Annotated in this window: 18 protein-coding genes; 6 read left to right on the top strand and 12 right to left on the bottom strand. The window is 71.8% G+C overall.

Annotated elements, in window-relative coordinates:
- Positions 1–53: 53 nt before the first annotated feature.
- The 4 genes from C7C45_RS11515 to C7C45_RS11500 are packed head-to-tail and all read right to left on the bottom strand — an operon-like array spanning position 54 to position 3,590.
- Positions 54–1,289, bottom strand: coding sequence for an ABC transporter permease (locus C7C45_RS11515; protein ID WP_110563626.1), 1,236 nt, complete (start codon positions 1,287–1,289; stop codon positions 54–56).
- Positions 1,289–1,990 carry an ABC transporter ATP-binding protein gene (locus C7C45_RS11510; RefSeq protein ID WP_110563625.1) on the bottom strand — a complete coding sequence of 234 codons (702 nt, stop codon included), beginning with the start codon at positions 1,988–1,990 and terminating at the stop codon, positions 1,289–1,291. Before C7C45_RS11510 ends, C7C45_RS11515 begins: the two co-directional genes overlap by 1 nt.
- Positions 1,987–3,069 (bottom strand): peptidoglycan-binding protein, encoded by a 1,083-nt coding sequence (locus C7C45_RS11505; RefSeq protein ID WP_244200336.1) that lies wholly within the window; start codon positions 3,067–3,069, stop codon positions 1,987–1,989. Before C7C45_RS11505 ends, C7C45_RS11510 begins: the two co-directional genes overlap by 4 nt.
- Positions 3,066–3,590: a hypothetical protein gene (locus tag C7C45_RS11500; protein WP_110563623.1), complete on the bottom strand. Its 525-nt coding sequence runs from the start codon at positions 3,588–3,590 to the stop codon at positions 3,066–3,068. Before C7C45_RS11500 ends, C7C45_RS11505 begins: the two co-directional genes overlap by 4 nt.
- 186 nt (positions 3,591–3,776) lie before the next feature.
- On the opposite strand from C7C45_RS11500, the gene C7C45_RS11495 reads away from it, so the two are divergent.
- Both C7C45_RS11495 and C7C45_RS11490 read left to right on the top strand, forming a co-directional pair.
- Positions 3,777–4,433, top strand: a complete 657-nt coding sequence (locus C7C45_RS11495; RefSeq protein ID WP_208641131.1) for a response regulator transcription factor — start codon at positions 3,777–3,779, stop codon at positions 4,431–4,433.
- Positions 4,430–5,584, top strand: coding sequence for a sensor histidine kinase (locus C7C45_RS11490; RefSeq protein ID WP_110563621.1), 1,155 nt, complete (start codon positions 4,430–4,432; stop codon positions 5,582–5,584). Before C7C45_RS11495 ends, C7C45_RS11490 begins: the two co-directional genes overlap by 4 nt.
- Positions 5,585–5,600: 16 nt before the next feature.
- On the opposite strand, the gene C7C45_RS11485 is transcribed toward C7C45_RS11490, so the two are convergent.
- From C7C45_RS11485 to C7C45_RS11475, 4 genes are all read right to left on the bottom strand, one after another.
- Positions 5,601–6,047: a nucleoside deaminase gene (locus tag C7C45_RS11485; protein WP_110563826.1), complete on the bottom strand. Its 447-nt coding sequence runs from the start codon at positions 6,045–6,047 to the stop codon at positions 5,601–5,603.
- Between the two features lie 145 nt (positions 6,048–6,192).
- Positions 6,193–6,720 (bottom strand): tRNA adenosine deaminase-associated protein, encoded by a 528-nt coding sequence (locus tag C7C45_RS11480; RefSeq protein WP_110563620.1) that lies wholly within the window; start codon positions 6,718–6,720, stop codon positions 6,193–6,195.
- Between the two features lie 117 nt (positions 6,721–6,837).
- Positions 6,838–7,005 carry a hypothetical protein gene (locus tag C7C45_RS34015; protein WP_167454701.1) on the bottom strand — a complete coding sequence of 56 codons (168 nt, stop codon included), beginning with the start codon at positions 7,003–7,005 and terminating at the stop codon, positions 6,838–6,840.
- Between the two features lie 144 nt (positions 7,006–7,149).
- Positions 7,150–7,488, bottom strand: a complete 339-nt coding sequence (locus C7C45_RS11475; protein ID WP_110563825.1) for a hypothetical protein — start codon at positions 7,486–7,488, stop codon at positions 7,150–7,152.
- 119 nt (positions 7,489–7,607) lie between these two features.
- On the opposite strand from C7C45_RS11475, the gene C7C45_RS11470 reads away from it, so the two are divergent.
- A complete protein-coding gene (locus tag C7C45_RS11470; protein ID WP_110563619.1) occupies positions 7,608–8,360 on the top strand; it encodes a M23 family metallopeptidase in 753 nt (250 codons plus the stop codon).
- A 1-nt stretch (position 8,361) separates the two neighbouring features.
- The gene (locus C7C45_RS11465) at positions 8,362–9,435 is read left to right on the top strand and encodes a PHP domain-containing protein (protein ID WP_110563618.1); all 1,074 of its coding nucleotides are present in this window, start codon (positions 8,362–8,364) and stop codon (positions 9,433–9,435) included.
- 85 nt (positions 9,436–9,520) lie between these two features.
- On the opposite strand, the gene C7C45_RS11460 is transcribed toward C7C45_RS11465, so the two are convergent.
- The gene (locus C7C45_RS11460; RefSeq protein ID WP_208641130.1) at positions 9,521–10,501 is read right to left on the bottom strand and encodes a DMT family transporter; all 981 of its coding nucleotides are present in this window, start codon (positions 10,499–10,501) and stop codon (positions 9,521–9,523) included.
- A 131-nt stretch (positions 10,502–10,632) separates the two neighbouring features.
- On the opposite strand from C7C45_RS11460, the gene C7C45_RS11455 reads away from it, so the two are divergent.
- Complete coding sequence (locus tag C7C45_RS11455; RefSeq protein ID WP_110563616.1) at positions 10,633–12,303, top strand: DUF885 domain-containing protein; 1,671 nt, start codon at positions 10,633–10,635, stop codon at positions 12,301–12,303.
- A 107-nt stretch (positions 12,304–12,410) separates the two neighbouring features.
- Here C7C45_RS11455 and C7C45_RS11450 read toward each other — a convergent pair whose 3' ends face one another.
- The 3 genes from C7C45_RS11450 to nudC form a co-directional block, all read right to left on the bottom strand.
- Complete coding sequence (locus C7C45_RS11450; protein ID WP_110563824.1) at positions 12,411–14,042, bottom strand: DUF6114 domain-containing protein; 1,632 nt, start codon at positions 14,040–14,042, stop codon at positions 12,411–12,413.
- Between the two features lie 357 nt (positions 14,043–14,399).
- Positions 14,400–15,023, bottom strand: a complete 624-nt coding sequence (locus tag C7C45_RS11445) for a DUF6230 family protein (RefSeq protein ID WP_110563823.1) — start codon at positions 15,021–15,023, stop codon at positions 14,400–14,402.
- A 358-nt stretch (positions 15,024–15,381) separates the two neighbouring features.
- Positions 15,382–16,302, bottom strand: coding sequence for an NAD(+) diphosphatase (gene nudC, locus C7C45_RS11440; protein ID WP_110563822.1), 921 nt, complete (start codon positions 16,300–16,302; stop codon positions 15,382–15,384).
- Positions 16,303–16,484: 182 nt separating this feature from the next.
- Here nudC and C7C45_RS11435 point away from each other — a divergent pair, with 182 nt between their 5' ends.
- A complete protein-coding gene (locus C7C45_RS11435) occupies positions 16,485–18,305 on the top strand; it encodes a VanW family protein (RefSeq protein WP_110563615.1) in 1,821 nt (606 codons plus the stop codon).
- The last annotated feature ends 726 nt before the right edge of the window (positions 18,306–19,031 follow it).

Raw genomic sequence — 19,031 nt, 5'->3', positions numbered from 1 at the left:
CGTCGTCCATCCGGACGGCGGGGCGGCGTGCTGTTGGGGCGGGGTCGGGCGACTCAGCCCAGCGCCTCGGTGGGGGCGAGCCGGGCGGCGCGGACGGCCGGGTACAGGCCCGCCAGACCGCCGATCAGCAGAGTCGCCCCGACGCCGCCGGCCATCGCCCAGACCGGCACCACGGTCGGCCACTGCCGCCAGAGGGCGTAGCCGGCGGTGACCAGGATGCCGAGCAGCACCCCGCCCGCCCCGCCCAGTGCCGAGAGCAGCAGCGACTCGGCCAGGAACTGAACCCGGACCTGCCCCCGGGTGGCACCCAGCGACCGCCGCAGACCGATCTCGGCCCGCCGTTCCAGCACCGAGATGACCATCGTGTTGGCCACCCCGACCCCACCGACCAGCAGCGCCACCGCGCCCAACCCGAGCAGCAGCCCGGTGAACGCCTCGTCGGTCGCCGCTGCGGCGGCCAACGCGTCCGACGGTCGGGAGACCTGCACCTCGTTCGGCGCCTCCGGGTTGGCGGTCGCGCCGAGCACGTTGCGTACCGCCTCCACCGAGGCCTCCTGGGACCGGGTGTAGACCGTGGTCGGGTGCCCGTCGAAACCGAGGTACGTCGCTGCGGCCGGCCAGCCGACCAACGCCGAACTGTCCAGCTCCGGGGCGAGCGGGGCCGGGGCGAGGATGCCGACCACGGTGAACCAGCGCCCGCCCAGCTGGACCTGCACGTCGGGTCCGGCCGCGCCGAGCCCCAGCCGTCGGGCGGCGGCGTCGCCGAGCACCACGGCCGGATAGCGCTCGGTGGCCCCGTTCAACCAGGTGCCGCTGCGCACCGTCGCGCCGACCGTGCCGAGCAGCCCGAGTTGGGCGGCCCGAGCGGCAATGCCGCCCGTCTCGCCGGACGGGATGCGATCACTGCGGTAGACCGGGGTGTCCGGCAACTGGCCGGTGGCGGCGACACCGGTCACCGGTGCGATCCGGCCGATCATCGCCACCGACTCCACCGGCAGCTTCGCCTGATCACCGAAGAGCGTGTTCCCGGGCGCCACGGTCAGCAGGTTGGTGCCGAGCCGGTCCAGCGTGCGGTCCAGGTCGGCGCGGGACGACGACGAGATGCCGACCACCGCGACCATCGCCGCGATGCCGATCGCGATGCCCAGCGCGGAGAGGAACACGCGCAGCGGCCGGGTGCGCAGCCCCACCCCGCCAACCCGGAACACGTCGCCCGGGCCCAGCCGGGCCGGTGTCAGCCGTGGTCGCGCGTCGACCGGCACCGGTCGTAGGCGGGTGTCGGTCGCCATCAGTGCACCTCCTCGGCGTACGCGCCGGCTGCCGGGTCGGTTACCACCCGGCCGTCGCGCATCCGCACCTGCCGGGGCAGCCCGTCCGCGATCTCCCGGTCGTGGGTGATCACCACGACTGTCGTGCCGGCCGCGTGCAGGTCACGCAGAATGGCGAGCACCGCCGCGCCGGCGACCGAGTCGAGGTTGCCGGTCGGCTCGTCGGCGAGCAGCACCGCCGGCTCGCCGACCACCGCCCGGGCCACCGCCACCCGCTGCCGCTCGCCGCCGGAGAGTTCGTGCGGTCGGTGGGTCAACCGGTGGCCCAGCCCGACCCGATTCAACGCCGCCTCCGCGCGCCGTCGCCGTTCCCTTCGGGGTACGCCCGCGTAGAGCAACCCGTCGGCCACGTTGTCGACCACCGGCGTTCCGGCGGCCAGGTGGAACTGCTGGAAGACGAAGCCGATCCGGCAGGCGCGCAGCGCGGAGAGCTGCCGGTCCGGCAGGGTCGCCACGTCGTACCCGTCGATCCGTACCCGGCCGGCGGTGGGGCGGTCCAGGGTGCCGATCAGGTTCAGCATCGTCGACTTGCCGGAACCGGACGGGCCGACGATCGCCACCAGTTCGCCGTACCCGATCCGCAGCGAGACCTCGCGCAACGCGGCGACCCCGCCCGGGTACGTCCGGCTCACCCCGTCCAGCACCACGGCGTCACCGGTCACGCCGGCACCCCCACGGTCATGCCCTCGGCGATCTCCGGGCCGCTGACCTCGACCCGGCCGGCGGCGAAGAGCCCGGTGGTCACCGCGACGATCCGGCTCCGAGCGCCGTCGACCACCTCGACCCCGTAGCCGCCCTCGGCGAGCGCGAGCAGCGCCGCCACCGGCACGGTGAGTACGTCAGGGCGTTCGGCGGCGGTGAAGGTGACCTCGACGCTCGCCTGGTCGTACCCGGCAAGCTTCGCCGGGTCGGCCACCGAGATGGTCACCTCGATCTTCGTCTCGGCCTCGGTGGACTGCCCGGTCGCGCCAGCCGAGCCGGCCTCGATCACCGTCTGCACGGACTCGACCTTCCCGGCCAGCGGGTCGCCGTCCGGCAGGGCCACGCTCACCGCGCCGCCCTCCTTCGCCAGCCGCTGGTCGTCCACGTCCAGCTCGACGGTGACCAGCCGACTGGTGCCGGTGTAGGTGAGTACCGCCTGGCCGGGCTGCGTCACGTCGCCGGTCGCCGCCTGGTGGCTCTCCACCCGCACCGCGCCGTCGGCGTAGACGATCCGGCCCAGCTCGACCCGGCCCGTCTCGGGCAGCCCGAGATCCTCCTGCCACTCTCGGACGGCGTCGGCGGTGCTGCCGGTGTACTCGTCGTCGACGGTGAAGCCGTCGTGACCGAGCGCCCGCAGGTTCCGCTCGAACTGCGCGACGTCCGCCCCCTCCACCCCCGGTTCGAGCACCCGGTACGCCGGCAGCGATCCGTAGAGCAGCAGCACCGGGTCGTCGTCCGCCGCGTACAACTGGCCGCCCCGCTTGACGACCGTGCCCGTGTCCGGCAAACCGGTGATCGTTGCGCCGAACCGGGCGGTCGCGGTCCGGATGCTGCCGTAGCCCAGCTCCCCGTCCACGTTCTGCGCGTCGGTCAGCGTCTGGCGGGTGACCGTGGCCGTGCCCGGCGGGGTGGTGCCGGCCGCTGCCGTACCCCGGTCGGTGCCGCCGAAGCCGACCGCGGCGGCGACGCCGGCCGCTGCCGCGACCACGACGGCGACGGTCAGCGCGACCGTCCGGAGCCGAAGGCGGCGAGCCCTCACTGGGTGACTCCGGCGATCTTCGGTGCGTACTGCTGGCACTTCTCCAATGCGGCCTTCACCTTCGGGTCCTTCAGGTTCATCTGGTCGCGCCGCAGCTGGATCGCACCGTCCGCCGACGGGTCCGGGAAGTCCGGCACACCGTTCTCCCGCATGCAGACGGCGAGCTTGCGCACCCGCTCCACCTGCTCCGGGCCGGACTTGAGCTTCTCCCCACCGTTGGGCAGGTACTGGCGGCACTTCTCCATCGCCGCCTGCACCTTCTGCGGGTCGATGTCCTTACCGAACTGGAACAGGCGACCGCCGCCCGGCTCCGGATCCGGCACCTCCACCCCGTTCTCCCGCATGCACTCGCTGAACTTGAGCTGCCGTTCGTCGTCGCTGAGCTGGACGGCCGGGCTGGCGGACACCGGTTGCGCCCCGCCACCGCCGGCGGTCGCCACCGCTGGTTCGTCGCTCGACGCGCCGCAGCCGACGACGGCCAACACGAGCAGCAGCGGCAGCGCGCAAAGTCCTCGTCGCATCGCACGCTTTCCTCTCCCGGGCCCGGCGCATCCGCCGGGCACTGCGATCCGGCCGACGGAACCCGCCAACCGGGACGCCCAACGGAACCCGTCCGGCGTCCCGGTCAGTTGACGACAAGGGGCGTATCCCGGGCGTAACCGCCGACGTTTACGGTGGCGTTATCCGGGCCCGGGCACTATTGGCGGGTGAGGGTGCTGGTGGTCGAGGACGAGAGCCTGCTCGCCGAGAGCATCGCCGAGTGGCTGCGCCGCGAGGCGTTCGCGGTGGACGTCGCGTACGACGGCGACGCGGCGTTGGAACGACTCGGCGTCAACGACTACGACGTGGTCGTCCTGGACCGGGACCTGCCGGTGGTGCACGGCGACGAGGTGTGCCGGGCGATCGTGGACGGCGGCGGGGAGACCCGGGTGCTGATGCTCACCGCCGCCGCGGCCGTGCGGGAGCGGGTGGCCGGCCTGGCGCTCGGTGCCGACGACTACCTGACCAAGCCCTTCGCCCTGGTGGAACTCTCCGCGCGGGTGCACGCGCTGAGCCGGCGGACCCGCCGGGCCGCGCCGCCCACCCTGAGCCGGGCCGGAGTCCTGGTCGACCCGGCACGCCGCGAGGTGCACCGCGACGGCCGGTACGTGCCGCTGTCCCGCAAGGAGTTCGCCGTGCTGGTCGAGTTGCTGCGCGCCGACGGCGCGGTGGTCTCCGCCGAGGAACTGTTGGAGCGTGCCTGGGACGAGCACATCGACCCGTTCACCAACGTCGTCCGGGTCACCGTCATGAAGCTGCGCCGCAAGCTGGGCGAACCGCCGGTCGTCGAGACCGTGCCCGGGGTGGGATACCGGGTGCCGTGAAGCGTTTCTCGCTCCGGGCCCGGCTCACCCTGATCTACGGCGGCCTCTTCCTGGTCGCCGGGCTGGTCCTGCTCGCGGTCACCTACGTCCTCGTCGAACAGCGGACGGCGCAGCCGTTCGGGGTGGCGCTGCGCGACGTCAAGCCGATCATCCCCGAGGTGGGGACGAAGCTGTCCGGCAGCCAGGCCGAGCAACTGCGCATCATCATCAACAAGGCCCAGGGCGACGCCCGGGACCAGACGCTGTACTCGCTGCTCACCCAGGGCGGGATCGCCCTCGGGCTGGTCTCCGCAGTGGCCATCGCCTTCGGCTGGCTGATCGCCGGCCGGGCGCTGCAACCGCTGCACCAGATCACCGGGACGGCCCGGCGGATCGCTGTGGGCGGTCGCGGCCTGCACGAACGGATCTCGCTCCCCGGCCCGCACGACGAGGTACGCGAGCTGGCCGACACCTTCGACGAGATGCTCGAACGGCTGGACCGCTCCTTCGACGGGCAGCGCCGCTTCGTCGCGAACGCGTCGCACGAGCTGCGTACGCCGCTGGCGCTGAACCGGTCGCTCATCGAGCTGGCGGTCACCCGGACCGGGGCCTCCGAGGACGTACGCCGGCTGGGCGAGTCACTGCTGGCGGTGAACGAACGGCACGAACGGCTGATCGACGGGCTGCTCACCCTGGCCGACTCGGAGAACGAGGTGACCGCCCGGTCCCGGGTGGACCTGGCCGACCTGGCCGACCACGTACTGGACCAGGCCAGCGTGGGTGCGGGCGGGCCGACAGTGACCCGGGAGCTGACGCCGGCGCTGGTCCACGGCGACCCGGTGCTGCTGGAACGGCTCACCACCAACCTGGTGGAGAACGCCCTGCGGCACAACGTGTCGTCCGGCGGCTGGGTACGGGTGAGCACCGGCCTGCGGGACGGCCGGCCGACGCTGACCGTGCGGAACACCGGCCCGGTGGTGCCCGGCTACGACGTGGAGGCCATCTTCGAGCCGTTCCGCCGGCTCTCCGGCGAGCGGGTCGGTGGTGGGCGCGGGTTCGGGCTGGGGCTCTCCATCGTCCGGGCGGTGGCCCGGGCGCACGGCGGCACGGTGACCGCCCGACCGGGCGACGGCGGCGGGCTTGAGGTCACGGTCAGCCTGCCACCGGCCTGACCGCGAGGACGGTGTCTCAGCGGAAGAAGGCCCGCAGAACGGCAGCGGTTTCGGCTTCCAGCACCCCGCCGTAGACCTCGGGACGGTGGTTGAGCCGGCGGTCGCGCAGCACGTCCCAGAGCGATCCGGCCGCGCCGGTCTTGGGCTCCCACGCGCCGAACACGACGGTGGAGACCCGGGCAAGCACCAGTGCCCCCGCGCACATGGTGCACGGTTCGAGGGTGACCACCAGGGTGCAGCCGTCCAGCCGCCACCGGCCGGTCCGCTCGGCACCCCGCCGCAGGGCCAGCACCTCGGCGTGCGCGGTGGGGTCGCCGGTCAACTCCCGCTCGTTGCGTCCGATGGCCAACTCGGTGCCATCCGGCCCGTAGAGGACCGCGCCCACCGGCACGTCGTCGACGTCGGTGGCGTCCGTGTCGTCCACGGGCGGACCGGTGACGGCGACCTCCAACGCGCGGCGCATCCAGGACTCGTGCCGCTGCCGCCGGCCGACCTCACCCAGGTCAGCGAAGTTCTCGTGGGCGCCGGGCCCGGCCCGCCCGACCGCACCGGGGGTCGGCTGCCCCGGCCGGAGCCCTTCCAGCGCCGGGTCGGTGGCGTCGGCCGGCTCAGACCTCACGCAACTCCTCGACCTCGTCGGCGCAGCCGAGCACCTGGCAGATCTCGGCGGTGACGTCCGCCGGCAGCATCCCCTCGTGGGTGCAGAGGGTCAGCAGCTTCTGCGCGGAGATGCCCAGGTTGGCCAGCAGATCGGCGTCGCCCACCGGGTCGGCTTCCGGGTCGACGACAGGCTGCTCGCTCTCCTCGTCGCCGGTGCTCGCCGGGCGCGGCTCCTCGTCGCCGTCGAGCCCGGTGACCGAGGTCTTCAGGTCACCGACCAGCAGCGCGCCCAACTGCGACTCCTCGGCGTACGCGGAGTCCGAACCGAACACCCGCAGGTCCTCGCCCTCGTCGAGGCGCAGCACCACCAGGTACGCGTCGTCGGCCTCGACGAAGAGCAGCGACACGTCGGCCTCCTGGTCGACGTCGCGCAGCCGGTCTGCGACCTCGTCGATGTCAGTGGCGCCACGCAGGCTGACCTCGGCGGCGGTCCAGCCACTGTCGTCGCGCACAACGGCCGCAGCGAAGTACGACACGGTCCCCCCAATAGCCCTCGACACAGCGTCGACTCGTTACGCGTGCACGTTAGCCGGTCGGGTCGGCAGGCGACTCGTCAACGCCCCGAAGGGTCGGTCATTCCTGACAAAGTCGGGTCAGCCGGCTACTCGACGACGGGTGGCGATGAGCTGGCGCAGCCGCTCAGTGCGCTGCCGCTGCGGTCGGCTGCGCTGACGGACCGCGCGGGCACCCGCCAACTCGGCCAGCAACTGCAGACGGCGGCGGCTGCGATCGGGGTCCTGTCGCGGGGTGGTCCAGGCCATAGTGCCGAGCGTGCCGAGTCTCGGCGGCCACGTCAAGACGGCGTTCGCTACGCAGCCAACCGGGCACACGGCGCAGTCACCGGCAGCCGTCTCCGGGGGCCGTCCGCCCCGGTCACCACCACGGCACATCACCACCGCGGCACGTCACCACAGCGGCCAGTCACCACTGGTGGCCCAGCGGACCGCCACCACGGCGGCGGCGATGCTCCAGCCACCCGCCGTGACGATCGCGACCCCGGTGGCGACCCCCCGGTCGCCGTAGCGGACCAGCACCAGCGCGGTCACCCACGCCAGCAGGCCAGCCAGCACCGTCCACCACGCGTAGCTGGTCACATCGGTGCCGAGCAGGCCGAACAGCAGCAACCAACCGGCCGCCGCGCCGCCGCCAGCGGCGACACCGCCGCCGGTGATCGGGTGCGGCTCGCGGTAGGTGGGCCGGGACGGGGGCCCGGCGGGGAAGAGCCCCGAGGGGGTACGCGCCATCGACCGTGCGTCGGCACCGGAATCCGGGCCAGGGTCGGGTCGGGCGATGCTCACCGTCGCTGCCCTCCCCTCACGCGCGCCACTCGTGCTCACGGTACCGGCTCTGCCAGGATGACCGGATGCCCTCGCCGACGATCAGCCGCCGCGTGCGTCCGGCGTACCCGATCCTGCTGCTGCTCGCCCCGGTCCTGGCCGCCGGCTGCGCGACCACCCGGCCAGGCGCGCCGGCCGACGGCGCCGCGCCGACCGCGCCGGCGGTCTGGGCGACCGCCGACCAGCCGGTGTCGCCGCCGGCCACCGTCCCGGCCCGCCCGGCGCCGTCGTCGGCCAGACCGTCGGCGCCGGCACCCCGCGCCGGGTTGCGGCATGTCTTTCCGGTACGCGCCGACAACGTGGACTATCACCCCACGCACGGGGCATACCCCGCCACGGATCTTTTCGCCGATTGCGGTGAGCCGTTCGTCGCGGTGACCGACGGGAAGGTGCTGGAGGTGAGTCGCGTCGACAGGTACACGAAGCGTGGACCACAGGGCCCGGAGAACGGCGGCCTGTCGGTCTCCCTGCTCGGCGACGACGGGGTGCGCTACTACGGCTCGCACCTGAGCGTCGTGTCCAGCGGTGTCGACGCCGGGGTCCGCGTCCGCGCCGGGCAGCAGCTCGGCAAGGTGGGGCGCACCGGCAACGCCAACAACGTCTGCCACGTGCACTTCGGTATCTCGCCGCCGTGTCCGGGCAAGGACGGCTGGTGGATCCGACGCGGGGTGCTCTGGCCGGCGCGTTACCTGGATTCCTGGCGCAGTGGCGGCAATCGGGAACCGGCCGCCGAGGTCGTCGCGTGGCAACGCAAAAACGGCTGCCCGAAGGCTCCCTGACATGACGAGCCCCCGGGATCCCATCGCCGACCTGCGCCGGATCGCGTTCCTGTTGGAACGGGCGAACGAGGCCACCTACCGGGTACGTGCGTTCCGGTCGGCGGCGAAGACGTTGGCCGGTCTGTCGGCAGCCGAGGTGGCCGAGCGGGCCGGCAACGGCACGCTCACCAAGCTGGCCGGGGTCGGTGACGTCACGGCCCGCTGCGTGGCGGAGTCGCTGGCCGGCGAGGAGCCCGTCTACCTGCGCCGGCTGGTGGCGACCGAGGGCACCGATCTGGACGCCGAGGCGACGGCGCTGCGCGCCGCCCTGCGCGGCGACTGTCACACCCACTCGGACTGGTCCGACGGTGGCTCGCCGATCGAGGAGATGGCGCTGGCGGCAGTGGAGTTGGGCCACGAGTACCTGGTGTTGACCGACCACTCGCCCCGGCTGAAGGTGGCCCGAGGGCTGACCGCGGACCGGCTGCGCCGGCAGCTCGACCATGTGGCGCAGGTCAACGCGGCGCTGCCGGAGGGTTTCCGGATCCTCACGGGCATCGAGGTGGACATCCTCGCCGACGGCTCGTTGGATCAGGACGATGAGCTGCTGGCCCGGCTGGACGTGGTGGTCGGGTCGGTGCACAGCGGCCTGAACGACGAGCGGTCGAAGATGACCCGACGGATGTTGACCGCGGTCGCCAACCCGCACCTGGACATCCTCGGCCACGTCACCGGCCGGATGGTGTCTTCCCGCCCGGCCGGGGTGACCGGTCCGGGTGACCGGGGGCACCGCGCCCGGACCCGGGCGGAGAGCGACTTCGACGCGGACGCCGTCTTCGCCGCCTGCGCCGAACACGACACCGCCGTCGAGATCAACTCCCGACCGGAGCGGCAGGATCCGCCGAAGCGTCTGATCCGCCGTGCATTGGAGGCCGGCTGCCGGTTCGCCATCGACACGGACGCGCACGCGCCCGGCCAACTCGACTGGCAACGATTCGGCTGCGAGCGGGCCGCACTCTGCGGCGTCCCCGCCGACCGGGTGGTCAACACCTGGTCGGCGGAGCAACTGGTCGAGTGGACGCGCGACCGGGGCTGAACGCCGCGGCGCCGGCCTTCCGCGCTGATCGACCCGGCGCCGACCTTCGACGCTGAACGACCCGGCGCGGACGTCGGCTCGGTTGTCAGCGGTTGGCGGGCTCGGCGGCGGGTGCGGCGGGGGCTCCGACCCCGACCACCGGGCGGACCTTCCGACGGCCGAACAGACCCTGCGCGACCGCGACCCCCAGCAGCACGATGAGCGCCCCGACCGGTTGGTGCCAGTTGAGTCGCTCGTCGAGCGCCACGGCTCCGATCAACACCGCGAAGATCGGAATCAGGTACGTGACGGTGGACGCGGTGCTCGCGCCGGCCAACCGGATGTTGCGCATGTTGATGACGAAGGCGAGCCCCGTGCCGAGCGCGCCGAGGGTCAGCACGCTGGCCACCACCCCCGGCGACAACTCGGTGGGCAGCGGCGGCAGGCCGGCGACGAACGGGGTGACGATGGCCAGTTGCCCGGCGGCGAGCAGCAGCTGCGCGGCGGAGAGCGACAGGCCGGAGTACGCGCTGCCGGCGACGAACCTCTTCTGGTACGGAATGGCGACGCCGTAGCAGGCAGCCGCGCCGAAGCACATCAGCTGCCCGGTGAAGTGCGCCCCGCCGATGCCCTCCCAGACGCCCAGCACCACCAGTACCCCGAGGAAGCCCAGCCCGAGCCCGACCGCGCGGCGCACGGTCAACCGCTCGGTGCGGAAGACCAGCACCGCCAACGGCAGCACGATCAGGGGCGTGGTCGCGTTCCAGATGCCGGCCAGCATCGACTCGACCCGCTGCTCTCCGTAGCCGAACAGGGTGAACGGCACGGCCACGCCGAACGCGGCGACGACAGTCAGGTGCGCCCAGACCCGGGGCTCACGGGGCAGCCGGTCACGGAGCACGGCGAGGACGACCAGCAGGGTGAGCGCACCGGCGACGACCCGGTAGAGGGTGAGCTGGACCGGGTGCAGCTCGGCCACCCCGACCTTGATGAACAGGAAACTGGAACCCCAGATCGCGGCGAGGGCGAGGAAGCCCGGCAGCCAGGCGCGAGCCGGCGCCTTGTCAGGAGTGATATCGGCAGTCACCCCTGACACTCTGCCGGAACCCTCCGACAAAGTCGCGCCCCTTCCGGGCCCCGCCCTCACTGCCCCGCCGGTGGCCTGAACACGACAAACGTCGTCGACACGGGGGCCAGGTGGTCCCGTAGGGTCGCAGCGTGGGACGAATTGATGAAATCGCCAACCGTTACGTGGCCGAGTGGGCACCGTTGAGCCCCACCGGCGCCACCTACGTCGGCATCGCCGGCCATGACGACCAGCTCGACGACCTCTCGCCCGAGGGTTACCAGGCCCGCGCGAACCTCACCCGCCGGACGCTCACCGAACTGGAGGTGACCGAGCCGCAGACCGAGTCGGAACGCATCGCCAAAGAGGCCATGCAGGAACGGCTCGGCCTGGACCTCGCCCGCTACGACGCCGGTGAGACGACAAGCGAAATCAGCGTGATCGAGAGCGGGCTCCACGAGGTCCGCATGGTGTTCGACCTGATGCCGATCGCGACCAGCGACGACCAGGCCAACATCGCCGCCCGGCTCAACAGCTTCGCTGGCGCGTTGGAGAGCTACAAGACCACGCTGCGCGAGGCGCTCGCCGCCGGCAAGGTCAGCTCGAAGGTGCAACTGGTCGAGGTGGCCAAGCAGTGCGACATCTGGGTCGACCCGACCGGGGACAACTTCTTCCACGGGCTGGTCGAGCGGCTCGGCGCGGAGGGCACGCTCGGCGCCGACCTGCGTCGGGGTGCAGCCTCGGCGACCGCGGCGACCGCCGAGTTCGGCCAGTTCCTGCGTACCGAGCTGGCACCGCACGGGCGGGACAAGCAGGCCGCCGGGCGGGAGCGCTACGAACTCGCCTCGCAGTACTTCCTCGGCGCCAAGGTCGACCTGGACGAGACGTACGCCTGGGGGTTCGCGGAGCTGGCCCGCCTGGAGGCGGAGATGCGGGTCGTCGCAGGCCGCATCGCCGGCTCCGGTGCCACCGTCGACGAGGCCGTAGCCAAGTTGGACGCCGACCCGGCCCGGACCATCCAGGGCAAGGAGGCGTTCCGGGACTGGATGCAGGCGCTCGCCGACAAGGCGATCGCCGAGCTGCACGGCACCCACTTCGACATTCCGGAGCAGGTCCGCCGCATCGAGTGCTGCCTCGCCCCGACCAGCGACGGCGCCATCTACTACACCGGGCCGAGTGAGGACTTCTCCCGACCGGGCCGGATGTGGTGGGCGGTGCCGCAGGGCATCACCGACTTCTCCACTTGGCGAGAGGTGACCACGGTCTACCACGAGGGCGTGCCGGGTCACCACCTCCAGGTGGCGCAGACCGCCGTCCGGGCCGACCTGCTCAACCGCTGGCAGCGACTGCTCTGCTGGGTCTCCGGGCACGGCGAGGGCTGGGCGCTCTACTCCGAGCGGCTGATGGACGAGCTGGGTTACCTGGACGACCCGGGCGACAAGCTGGGCATGCTCGACGGCCAGGCGATGCGCGCGGCACGGGTGATCGTCGACATCGGCATGCACCTGGAGCTGGAGATCCCGAAGGACAATCCGTTCGGTTTCCACCCCGGCGAGCGGTGGACGCCCGAGCTGGGCTGGGAGTTCATGCGGGCGCACTGCCGGGTTCCGGACGAGAACCTGCGCTTCGAGCTGAACCGCTACCTGGGTTGGCCGGGGCAGGCGCCGTCGTACAAGGTTGGTGAGCGGATCTGGCTCCAGGCCCGGGAGGACGCCAAGGCCCGCAAGGGTGCCGACTTCGACCTGCGCGAGTTCCACCGGCAGGCGTTGGACCTGGGCGCTCTCGGTCTCGACCCGCTACGGAAGGCGCTGGCCCGACTCTGAGTCACCAACGGTTCCCGGCGCCGGCGGTACGACGAGCCGCCGGCGCCCGGGGCTCGTGGGGGCCGCTGCTGCGGCTGGCCGGCGTCGCCATCGGACCGGCGTGCCGTTCAGCCGAGGGTCAGCGCCAACGCCGGTCGGGCGCTCAACGTGTCACTTGTGACGAACGCGAGATCGATGACCGGGTCGGTGAACGTGATCGGAATGGGCGAGGTGACCGGAATGCCGTCCGGCAGCGGCAGATCCGGAGTCAGCGTGACCTTGATGCCGAGCAGCCGGCCGACGAACCGGGTGGCATAGAAGGCCACGTGACCGCTGACCGTCAGCCGGTCCGTCGCGTACCGCTGGTTGCGCCCCTCGGGGCCATCGGCACGCAGCAGGAAGTCTTCGGTCACCGCCTCCCGCATGCTGAACTTCAGCACCTTGAGGTCGCCCTTCACCGTGCTCAGGTCGGTGATCCCTTCGAACCGCAACTCGGTCATCCGGACCGACGACCCGGTGAGCTTCGACGGCGTCTGAGCCACCGTCGGCAGGCCCGGATCCGCAGCGATACGCGGCAGCGGCTTGCCCGGCTCCACCGCGCCGGGCTTGCCGGGCGCCGGCGTACCCGGCTCGCCTGGGGTCGTCGTACCCGGCCTGCCCGGCGTCGGTACCGGGCAGTTGGTCGAGCCGGGGCGGGTGATCGGCGTGGTGGTCGGTTGCGCTGAGCGCGTGGCGGTTGGGCTCGTCGGTGGTGTCGGGGTCTCGGCGCCGCGCCCACCACCGAGCAGATCGCCGAGTCCGTCCAGGATGTCGGTGACCACGTTGCCGCCCCGCTCCGGGCTCGGGGTCGGGGTCGGCGTGGCTGCGCTGCGGCTGGGCGACGGACTGCTGGACCGGGACGGGACAGGGCAGGCTTTGGCGGCGGGCCGACCCAGGGCGGCCTGCACCGGTCGGGGCTGGAAGGCCAGTCCACCGGCGGCCAGACCGAGCACCACGAGGGCGATGCCGAAGGCTCGCGGGTCAGCGGAACGTCCCCGCCACTCTGGCGGCTCGCCCTCGTCGCACGCCTGAGCCGCCGTGAGGTGATCGACCGGCGCAACGCCCTCCTGCGCGACCTCGACCCGGCGGACGTCCGCCTTCGCGATGTCGGCCTTCGCAACGTCGGCCCGCCCGGCATCGACCGGCCCGACGCCTTCCTGCGTGACGCCTGCTTGCGTGACGCCTGCTTGCGTGACGTCTGCCTTCGGGACGTCTGCTTGCGTGACGTTGGCCGGACTGGTGTTGGGCCGCTGGAGGACAGCCTGCGCATCGTCGGCCTTCGCGACGTCGACCGGCGCGATGTCGGCGCGTGGTGGGGTGTCAGGTGCTCGTCGGGTCGGCGTCCAGGCGAAGGCGAGAGCGCTGCCGACGATGCCGAGCAGCAGACCGACGAAGAAGCCGCCGAGGTTGAGCCCGATCAGCGAGTAGACCGCGGTCACCGCCGCGACGACCGAGTAGAACGGGCGTTGCGCCGGGGTGAACCAGAGCAGCAGGCCACAGGTCACCAGGATGACCGGGATCAGCAGCGAGAGCAGTCCGCTCGCCCCACTGTGGAAGCTGAGGCCATTGAGGGTCATCCGGGTGGAGGCGAACATCTCCAGCCCGGCCAGGGCCGTGAGCAGGCCGCCCCAGAACGGTCGGCTGCGCTGCCAGCGGCGGAAGAGCCGCCAGGCCTGAGCCGGACCACCGGGCCGGGCGTGCGACGGGGTCGCGGTTGTCACGTACTCCTCCTGACCGAGTGGGGACGGGGACACGGGCTCGGCCCGCAGCGGTGGGCGCAGGCCGAATGATCCACTCCACTTCGGCGATGTGGCGGCATCCAGCCTTGGGAACACCGCAACATCGGCGATCTGGAGTTGATCATCGGCAGTCGGTCGGCGCCGGCGAGAGGGCCGACCAGGAGGGGGACCTTGCCCGGCGCCCCCGTCCACGAAGGTGACTCGCGCGGCGCGGTGGGCACCCCGGGGCACCGCGAGGCACCGCGAGGCACCGCGAGGCACCGCGAGGCACCGCGAGGCACCGCGGGCCACGGCTGGGCACCGCGACCCGCGATGGGGCACCGCGAGCCGCGGCTCACCTCAGAAGCACTCCTTGCCCTTGGCGTCCTCACCCACGTTGACCTTCAGCTTCAGGCCCACCAGGTTGAAGGTGGCCGCCGTGGTGTAGCGGGACACCTGCTGCAGGTTGGTGATGGTGACGTGGTCGGAGTTCTGGCCGAACGAGCCAGCCTGCGCCGTCGGGTTCAGGTCGGTGGCGTCCCGGCCGATCCTGATGTTGGTGAAGGTCGCGTTGCCGTTCAACGAGTCCATCGCGATCAGCAGGTCCTTGGCCCGGGCGGGTTCCTTGCCCTCACCGGCGTTGATGGTGAGCACCACCGGCAGGCCGGGTAGGTCGGCTCGGACGGACTGGCAGAGGCTGTACAGCTTGGCGCTGCTGATCTCGGAGAGGGCGACCGGGTGGACCTGCCCGGATTTTCCGTCCTTGCCCTTCTCCCGGACGATGCCGCCGTACTGCTTGAAGCCGTCGCCCTCGAGACGGTCGGCTCCGATCTTGAACGTCTGGCCGGAGACCGTGATGTCGGACGCGATCGCGCCGGTCGACATTCCGAACAGGATGGCGCCTGTGGCGGCCGTGGCGGGCACCATCATGGCGGCGAACCGCCACCACCGGGTACGACCCTGATTGTCAAACCGATCCTGCACGGGTTCCTCCTTGAGGTGGCTGCACACGGGTCGCCGGTCCTGATCTGGCGGCCCTGCGCCGGGCCCGTCATCTGTTACCGGCGGGTAACGATCGGGCTTGATGGTGCACCCGATGAGGCGCAGCTCACAACCCCTCGATTACTCGGCGGTAACAGGAGGGCGATGCGGCAGTAGCGTGGCGTCACACCGAGTTGAGATGACCAGGCGTAAAAGCGGTCAAATGCCGACGAAAGATGTCGCAATCAGCAGAATTTGATGCGGACTGTGACGGCGCATTGACGGGTCACGATAACGTAACGAACGTAAATCGCGCGATTGAAGCTCCGCCTCGACTAGCAGTGACACCAGCCCGGACGGGTCAGGGTGCCGCAGCCAACCAGTCCTGCAGAAGGCGGTGGTCGATCGCGTCCACCCGCCCGAGCGTACGACCGGAGGCCACCCGGTCCCGCAGCTCCGCCCGGGTGAACCAGCGCGCCTCCAGCAGCTCGTCCCCGTCGACACGTACCTCGTCGGACGTGGCGGTGGCCCGGAAGCCCACCATCAGGCCAGCGGGAAACGGCCATGCCTGCGACCCCTGATAGGTCACGTCGGTGACGGTCACGCCCGCCTCCTCGGCCATCTCCCGACGGACCGCGTCCTCCAGGCTCTCGCCGACCTCGACGAAGCCGGCCAACGTCGAGTACGCGTCCTCGGCTGCGCCCGCGTGCCGGGCCAGCAGGCAGCGCCCCGGCGACCCGGGCGCCTCGACCAACACGATGATCGCCGGTTCGATCCGAGGGAACAGGAGACGCCCGCACTCCGCGCCGCTGCAGGTCCGCACGTGCCCGCCGCCGTCGGCGACGGCCGGCGCACCGCACGTCCCGCAGAATCGCTGCTGCCGGTGCCAGTGCAGCAACCCCCTGGCGTACGCCTGGACGGCCGCGTCGCCCGGCTCGAGCCGCCCGACAAGTGCCCGCACGTCGACGGACCGCGCCGCACCGGCCATCTCGGTGGCGGACTGCTCGGTGAGTGCGGAGAGGTCCGCGGCGAACACGGCAACGTCCCCGTCGAGGCCCAGGAACACCGTCTCGCTGGCAGCGGACAGAACGAGCGACGCGCGCTCCGCGGTGAGCCGGACCGGGCCGTCGGCGTCGACGAGACAGCGGTCCCGCCACAGTGGCAGCACCACGGTGGTCGACTTGGTGCGCAGCGCGTTCAACCGGGTCGGATCGGTGCGAAGGGGGCCCGCCCGGTCCAGCCACCCGCCGCCGTACGCCAACACCCGCTCCGCAGTGTCCACCCGGCCACCGTGCCACGTCTGTGGTCCGCCGCCGGCACCGCCCCCGGGGTCGTGCGACACGCCGCGCGACACGCGGTAGCAGCGCCTGGTGGGCGCAGCCCACAAGGACGGCCGGGCATTCGTTACCGTAGGTGCCTCCGGGAGGGGGTACCTCCTGCGGCACCCTGGCGATCGAGGTTGCAGTGACGCTGTACGGCGAAAAGACTCCACCCGCCGACGACCGGCCCACCGTGCAGGTCACCGCGGTCACCTGGCCGGACGACCGCCCGGAGCCGGCGACGACACCGGCCGCCGACGAGCCGGAGGCCAGCCCGAGCCGCCCCCGCCGGATGCGGATGCTGCTAGCCACCGGCGTCACCGGTGGCGTCCTCGCCGCCGTGGCTGGTGCCGGCGCCTGGGCGTACGCCGGGGATGTTCCCCGCGGCACCAGCGTCCTCGGTACCGAACTGGGCGGCCGGAGCCGCGCGGACGCCGACCGGGAGTTGCGGGCGGAACTGGACCGGCGGGCGGCGGCGCTCGCGGGCCCGTTGAAGATCACCGTCGACGGGCGTAGCGCCGAGATCAACCCGGCCGACGTGGGGCTGGCCGTCGACGTGCCGGCGACCGTCGCGGCAGCGGCTGCGGCCGACGCGCACGCGGTCAGCCGGCTGGTCGGTTCCCGCACAGTCGATCCGGTGGTCACCGTCGACGTGGACCGGCTGGACGAGGCACTCCGCAAGGTGCTCGGCGACAAGGCCCAGGGCATGACGATGCCGGCGATCACCTACCAGGGCACCACGCCGAAGGTCGTGCAGCCCAAGCCGGGGCTGGCTCTGGAGCCGCAGCGCTCCGCCGAAGTGGTCCGCGCCGGCTGGCTGGCTGGCACTGCGGTCACCGTCCCGCTGGTGGAGCGCCACCCGGCGACCACCCCGGAGGAGTTGGACCGACTGGTCACGGAACTGGCGAAGCCGGCGGTCGCCGCCCCGGTCACCCTGCGCACCGACAAGGGCTCGGTGAAGGTTCCGCCCGCAGCCATCGCGAAGAGCCTGCGATTCACCGCCGACAAGGCCGGCAAGCTGACCCCGTCGGTGGACGTCAAGCAGCTACGCGCTGCGCTCGGCGACGACCTGGCCACCATCGAGGTGCCGCCGAAGAACGCCACGATGACGATCTCCGGTGGCCGGCCCACCACCACCGACGGGCGACCCGGTCAGCAGCTGGATACCGCGACCCTGGGTCAAGACCTGCTTGCTGTGCTGCCGAAGGCGGACGGCCGCGAGGTGACCGGCGAGCTGAAGCCGACGCCGCCGGAGCTGACCGCGGAGAAGCTGTCCGGCCTCGGCATCAAGGAGCGGGTGTCCACCTTCACCACCCGTTTCACCGGCGGGATGGCCTCGTCGCGCAGCCAGAACATCGCGACCATCGCACGGCAGGTGGACGGCACTGTCGTCCTGCCCGGGAAGACGTTCTCGCTGAACGGTCACACCGGCGAACGCGGCTACGCCCAGGGCTACCGGGACGCACCTGTCATCCTCGGCGGCAAACTGGTGCCGGGCGTCGGGGGCGGCACCTCGCAGTTCACCACGACCCTGTTCAACGCGACCTACTACGCCGGGCTGGAGGACGTCGAGCACAAGCCGCACTCGTACTGGTTCGACAGGTACCCGGCGGTCATCGAGTCGACAATCTTCTGGCCGGACCTGGACTTCAAGTTCCGCAACAACACCGAGTACGGCTTGCTCATCGACACGTCGTACACGTCGAGCACGATCACCGTGTCGATCTGGAGCACGAAGATCTACGACAGCGTGAAGACCGAGTACGGGCCACGCCGCAACATCACCGCCCCGAAGCTGATCCATTTGCAGCCCGGTCCCTCGTGCATCGCGACCAACGGCATCAACGGCTTCACCCAGGACGCCTTCCGGGTCATCAAGAAGGGCGGCGCGGTGGTCAAGCGGGAGAAGTTCACCTGGCGCTATGACGCGGAGCCCCGCTACGTCTGCGGCCCCAAGCCCTCCTGAGGGCCCTACCGCTCGGAGCTTGTGTCACCGCCGCGCCCATTGCGCTTGCCGCCCTGCGGGGGTGCTGGCATCACCCGTGCTTCCTGCACCCGAATCTCGGCCCGGAGCCGGTGGGCTGCTGGATGCCACATCTCCTCGAACGGACCCATGACCTCACCACCAACACCGCGGCGACGCACACGGGTCCCCAGCCACGAGAGGGCACCCAGGATCGCCGCCACGCAGCCCGCGACCGCCAGAAGCATCAGTACGTCCACCACACGCCGAGCCTAACCACATGCACCAGCCCCGCCGGTCAGACCGGGTGCCAGCCCCGCCGGTCAGACCGGGTGCCAGCCCCGCCGGTCAGACCGGGTGCCAGCCCCGCCGGTCAGACCGGGTGCCAGCCCCGCCGGTCAGACCGGGTGCCAGCCCCACAGGTTATGGCCGACCAGGTTGGGCAGGTTGGGCCGGCACCAGCCCTGCGGTCAGGCCGGCTGCCAACCCGGCCGGTCAGCGCCGAGCAGGCCGAGCAGGATGAGCAGGATGATCGACTCCAGATCGCCGACATAGGTGTGTCCCAGGCCCAGGAAGCCCCCAGGTCGCCGATATGGAGTTGATCAGGCGGGTCGAATGCTGAGCGGTGCGGACTTGGAGCGCATTCTCCGCGCGACAGCGCCGCACCCTCACCAGAGGCGTTCTGCGGTGGGGGACCAGACCTGGATGAGATAAGCAGAAAGGGCCACC

The organism is Micromonospora arborensis (assembly GCF_003205615.1).
In the GTDB taxonomy this organism is placed as follows: domain Bacteria; phylum Actinomycetota; class Actinomycetes; order Mycobacteriales; family Micromonosporaceae; genus Micromonospora; species Micromonospora arborensis.
The sequence above is the reverse complement of the archived record's forward strand: the minus strand, read 5'-3'. Positions and strand labels throughout refer to the sequence as shown.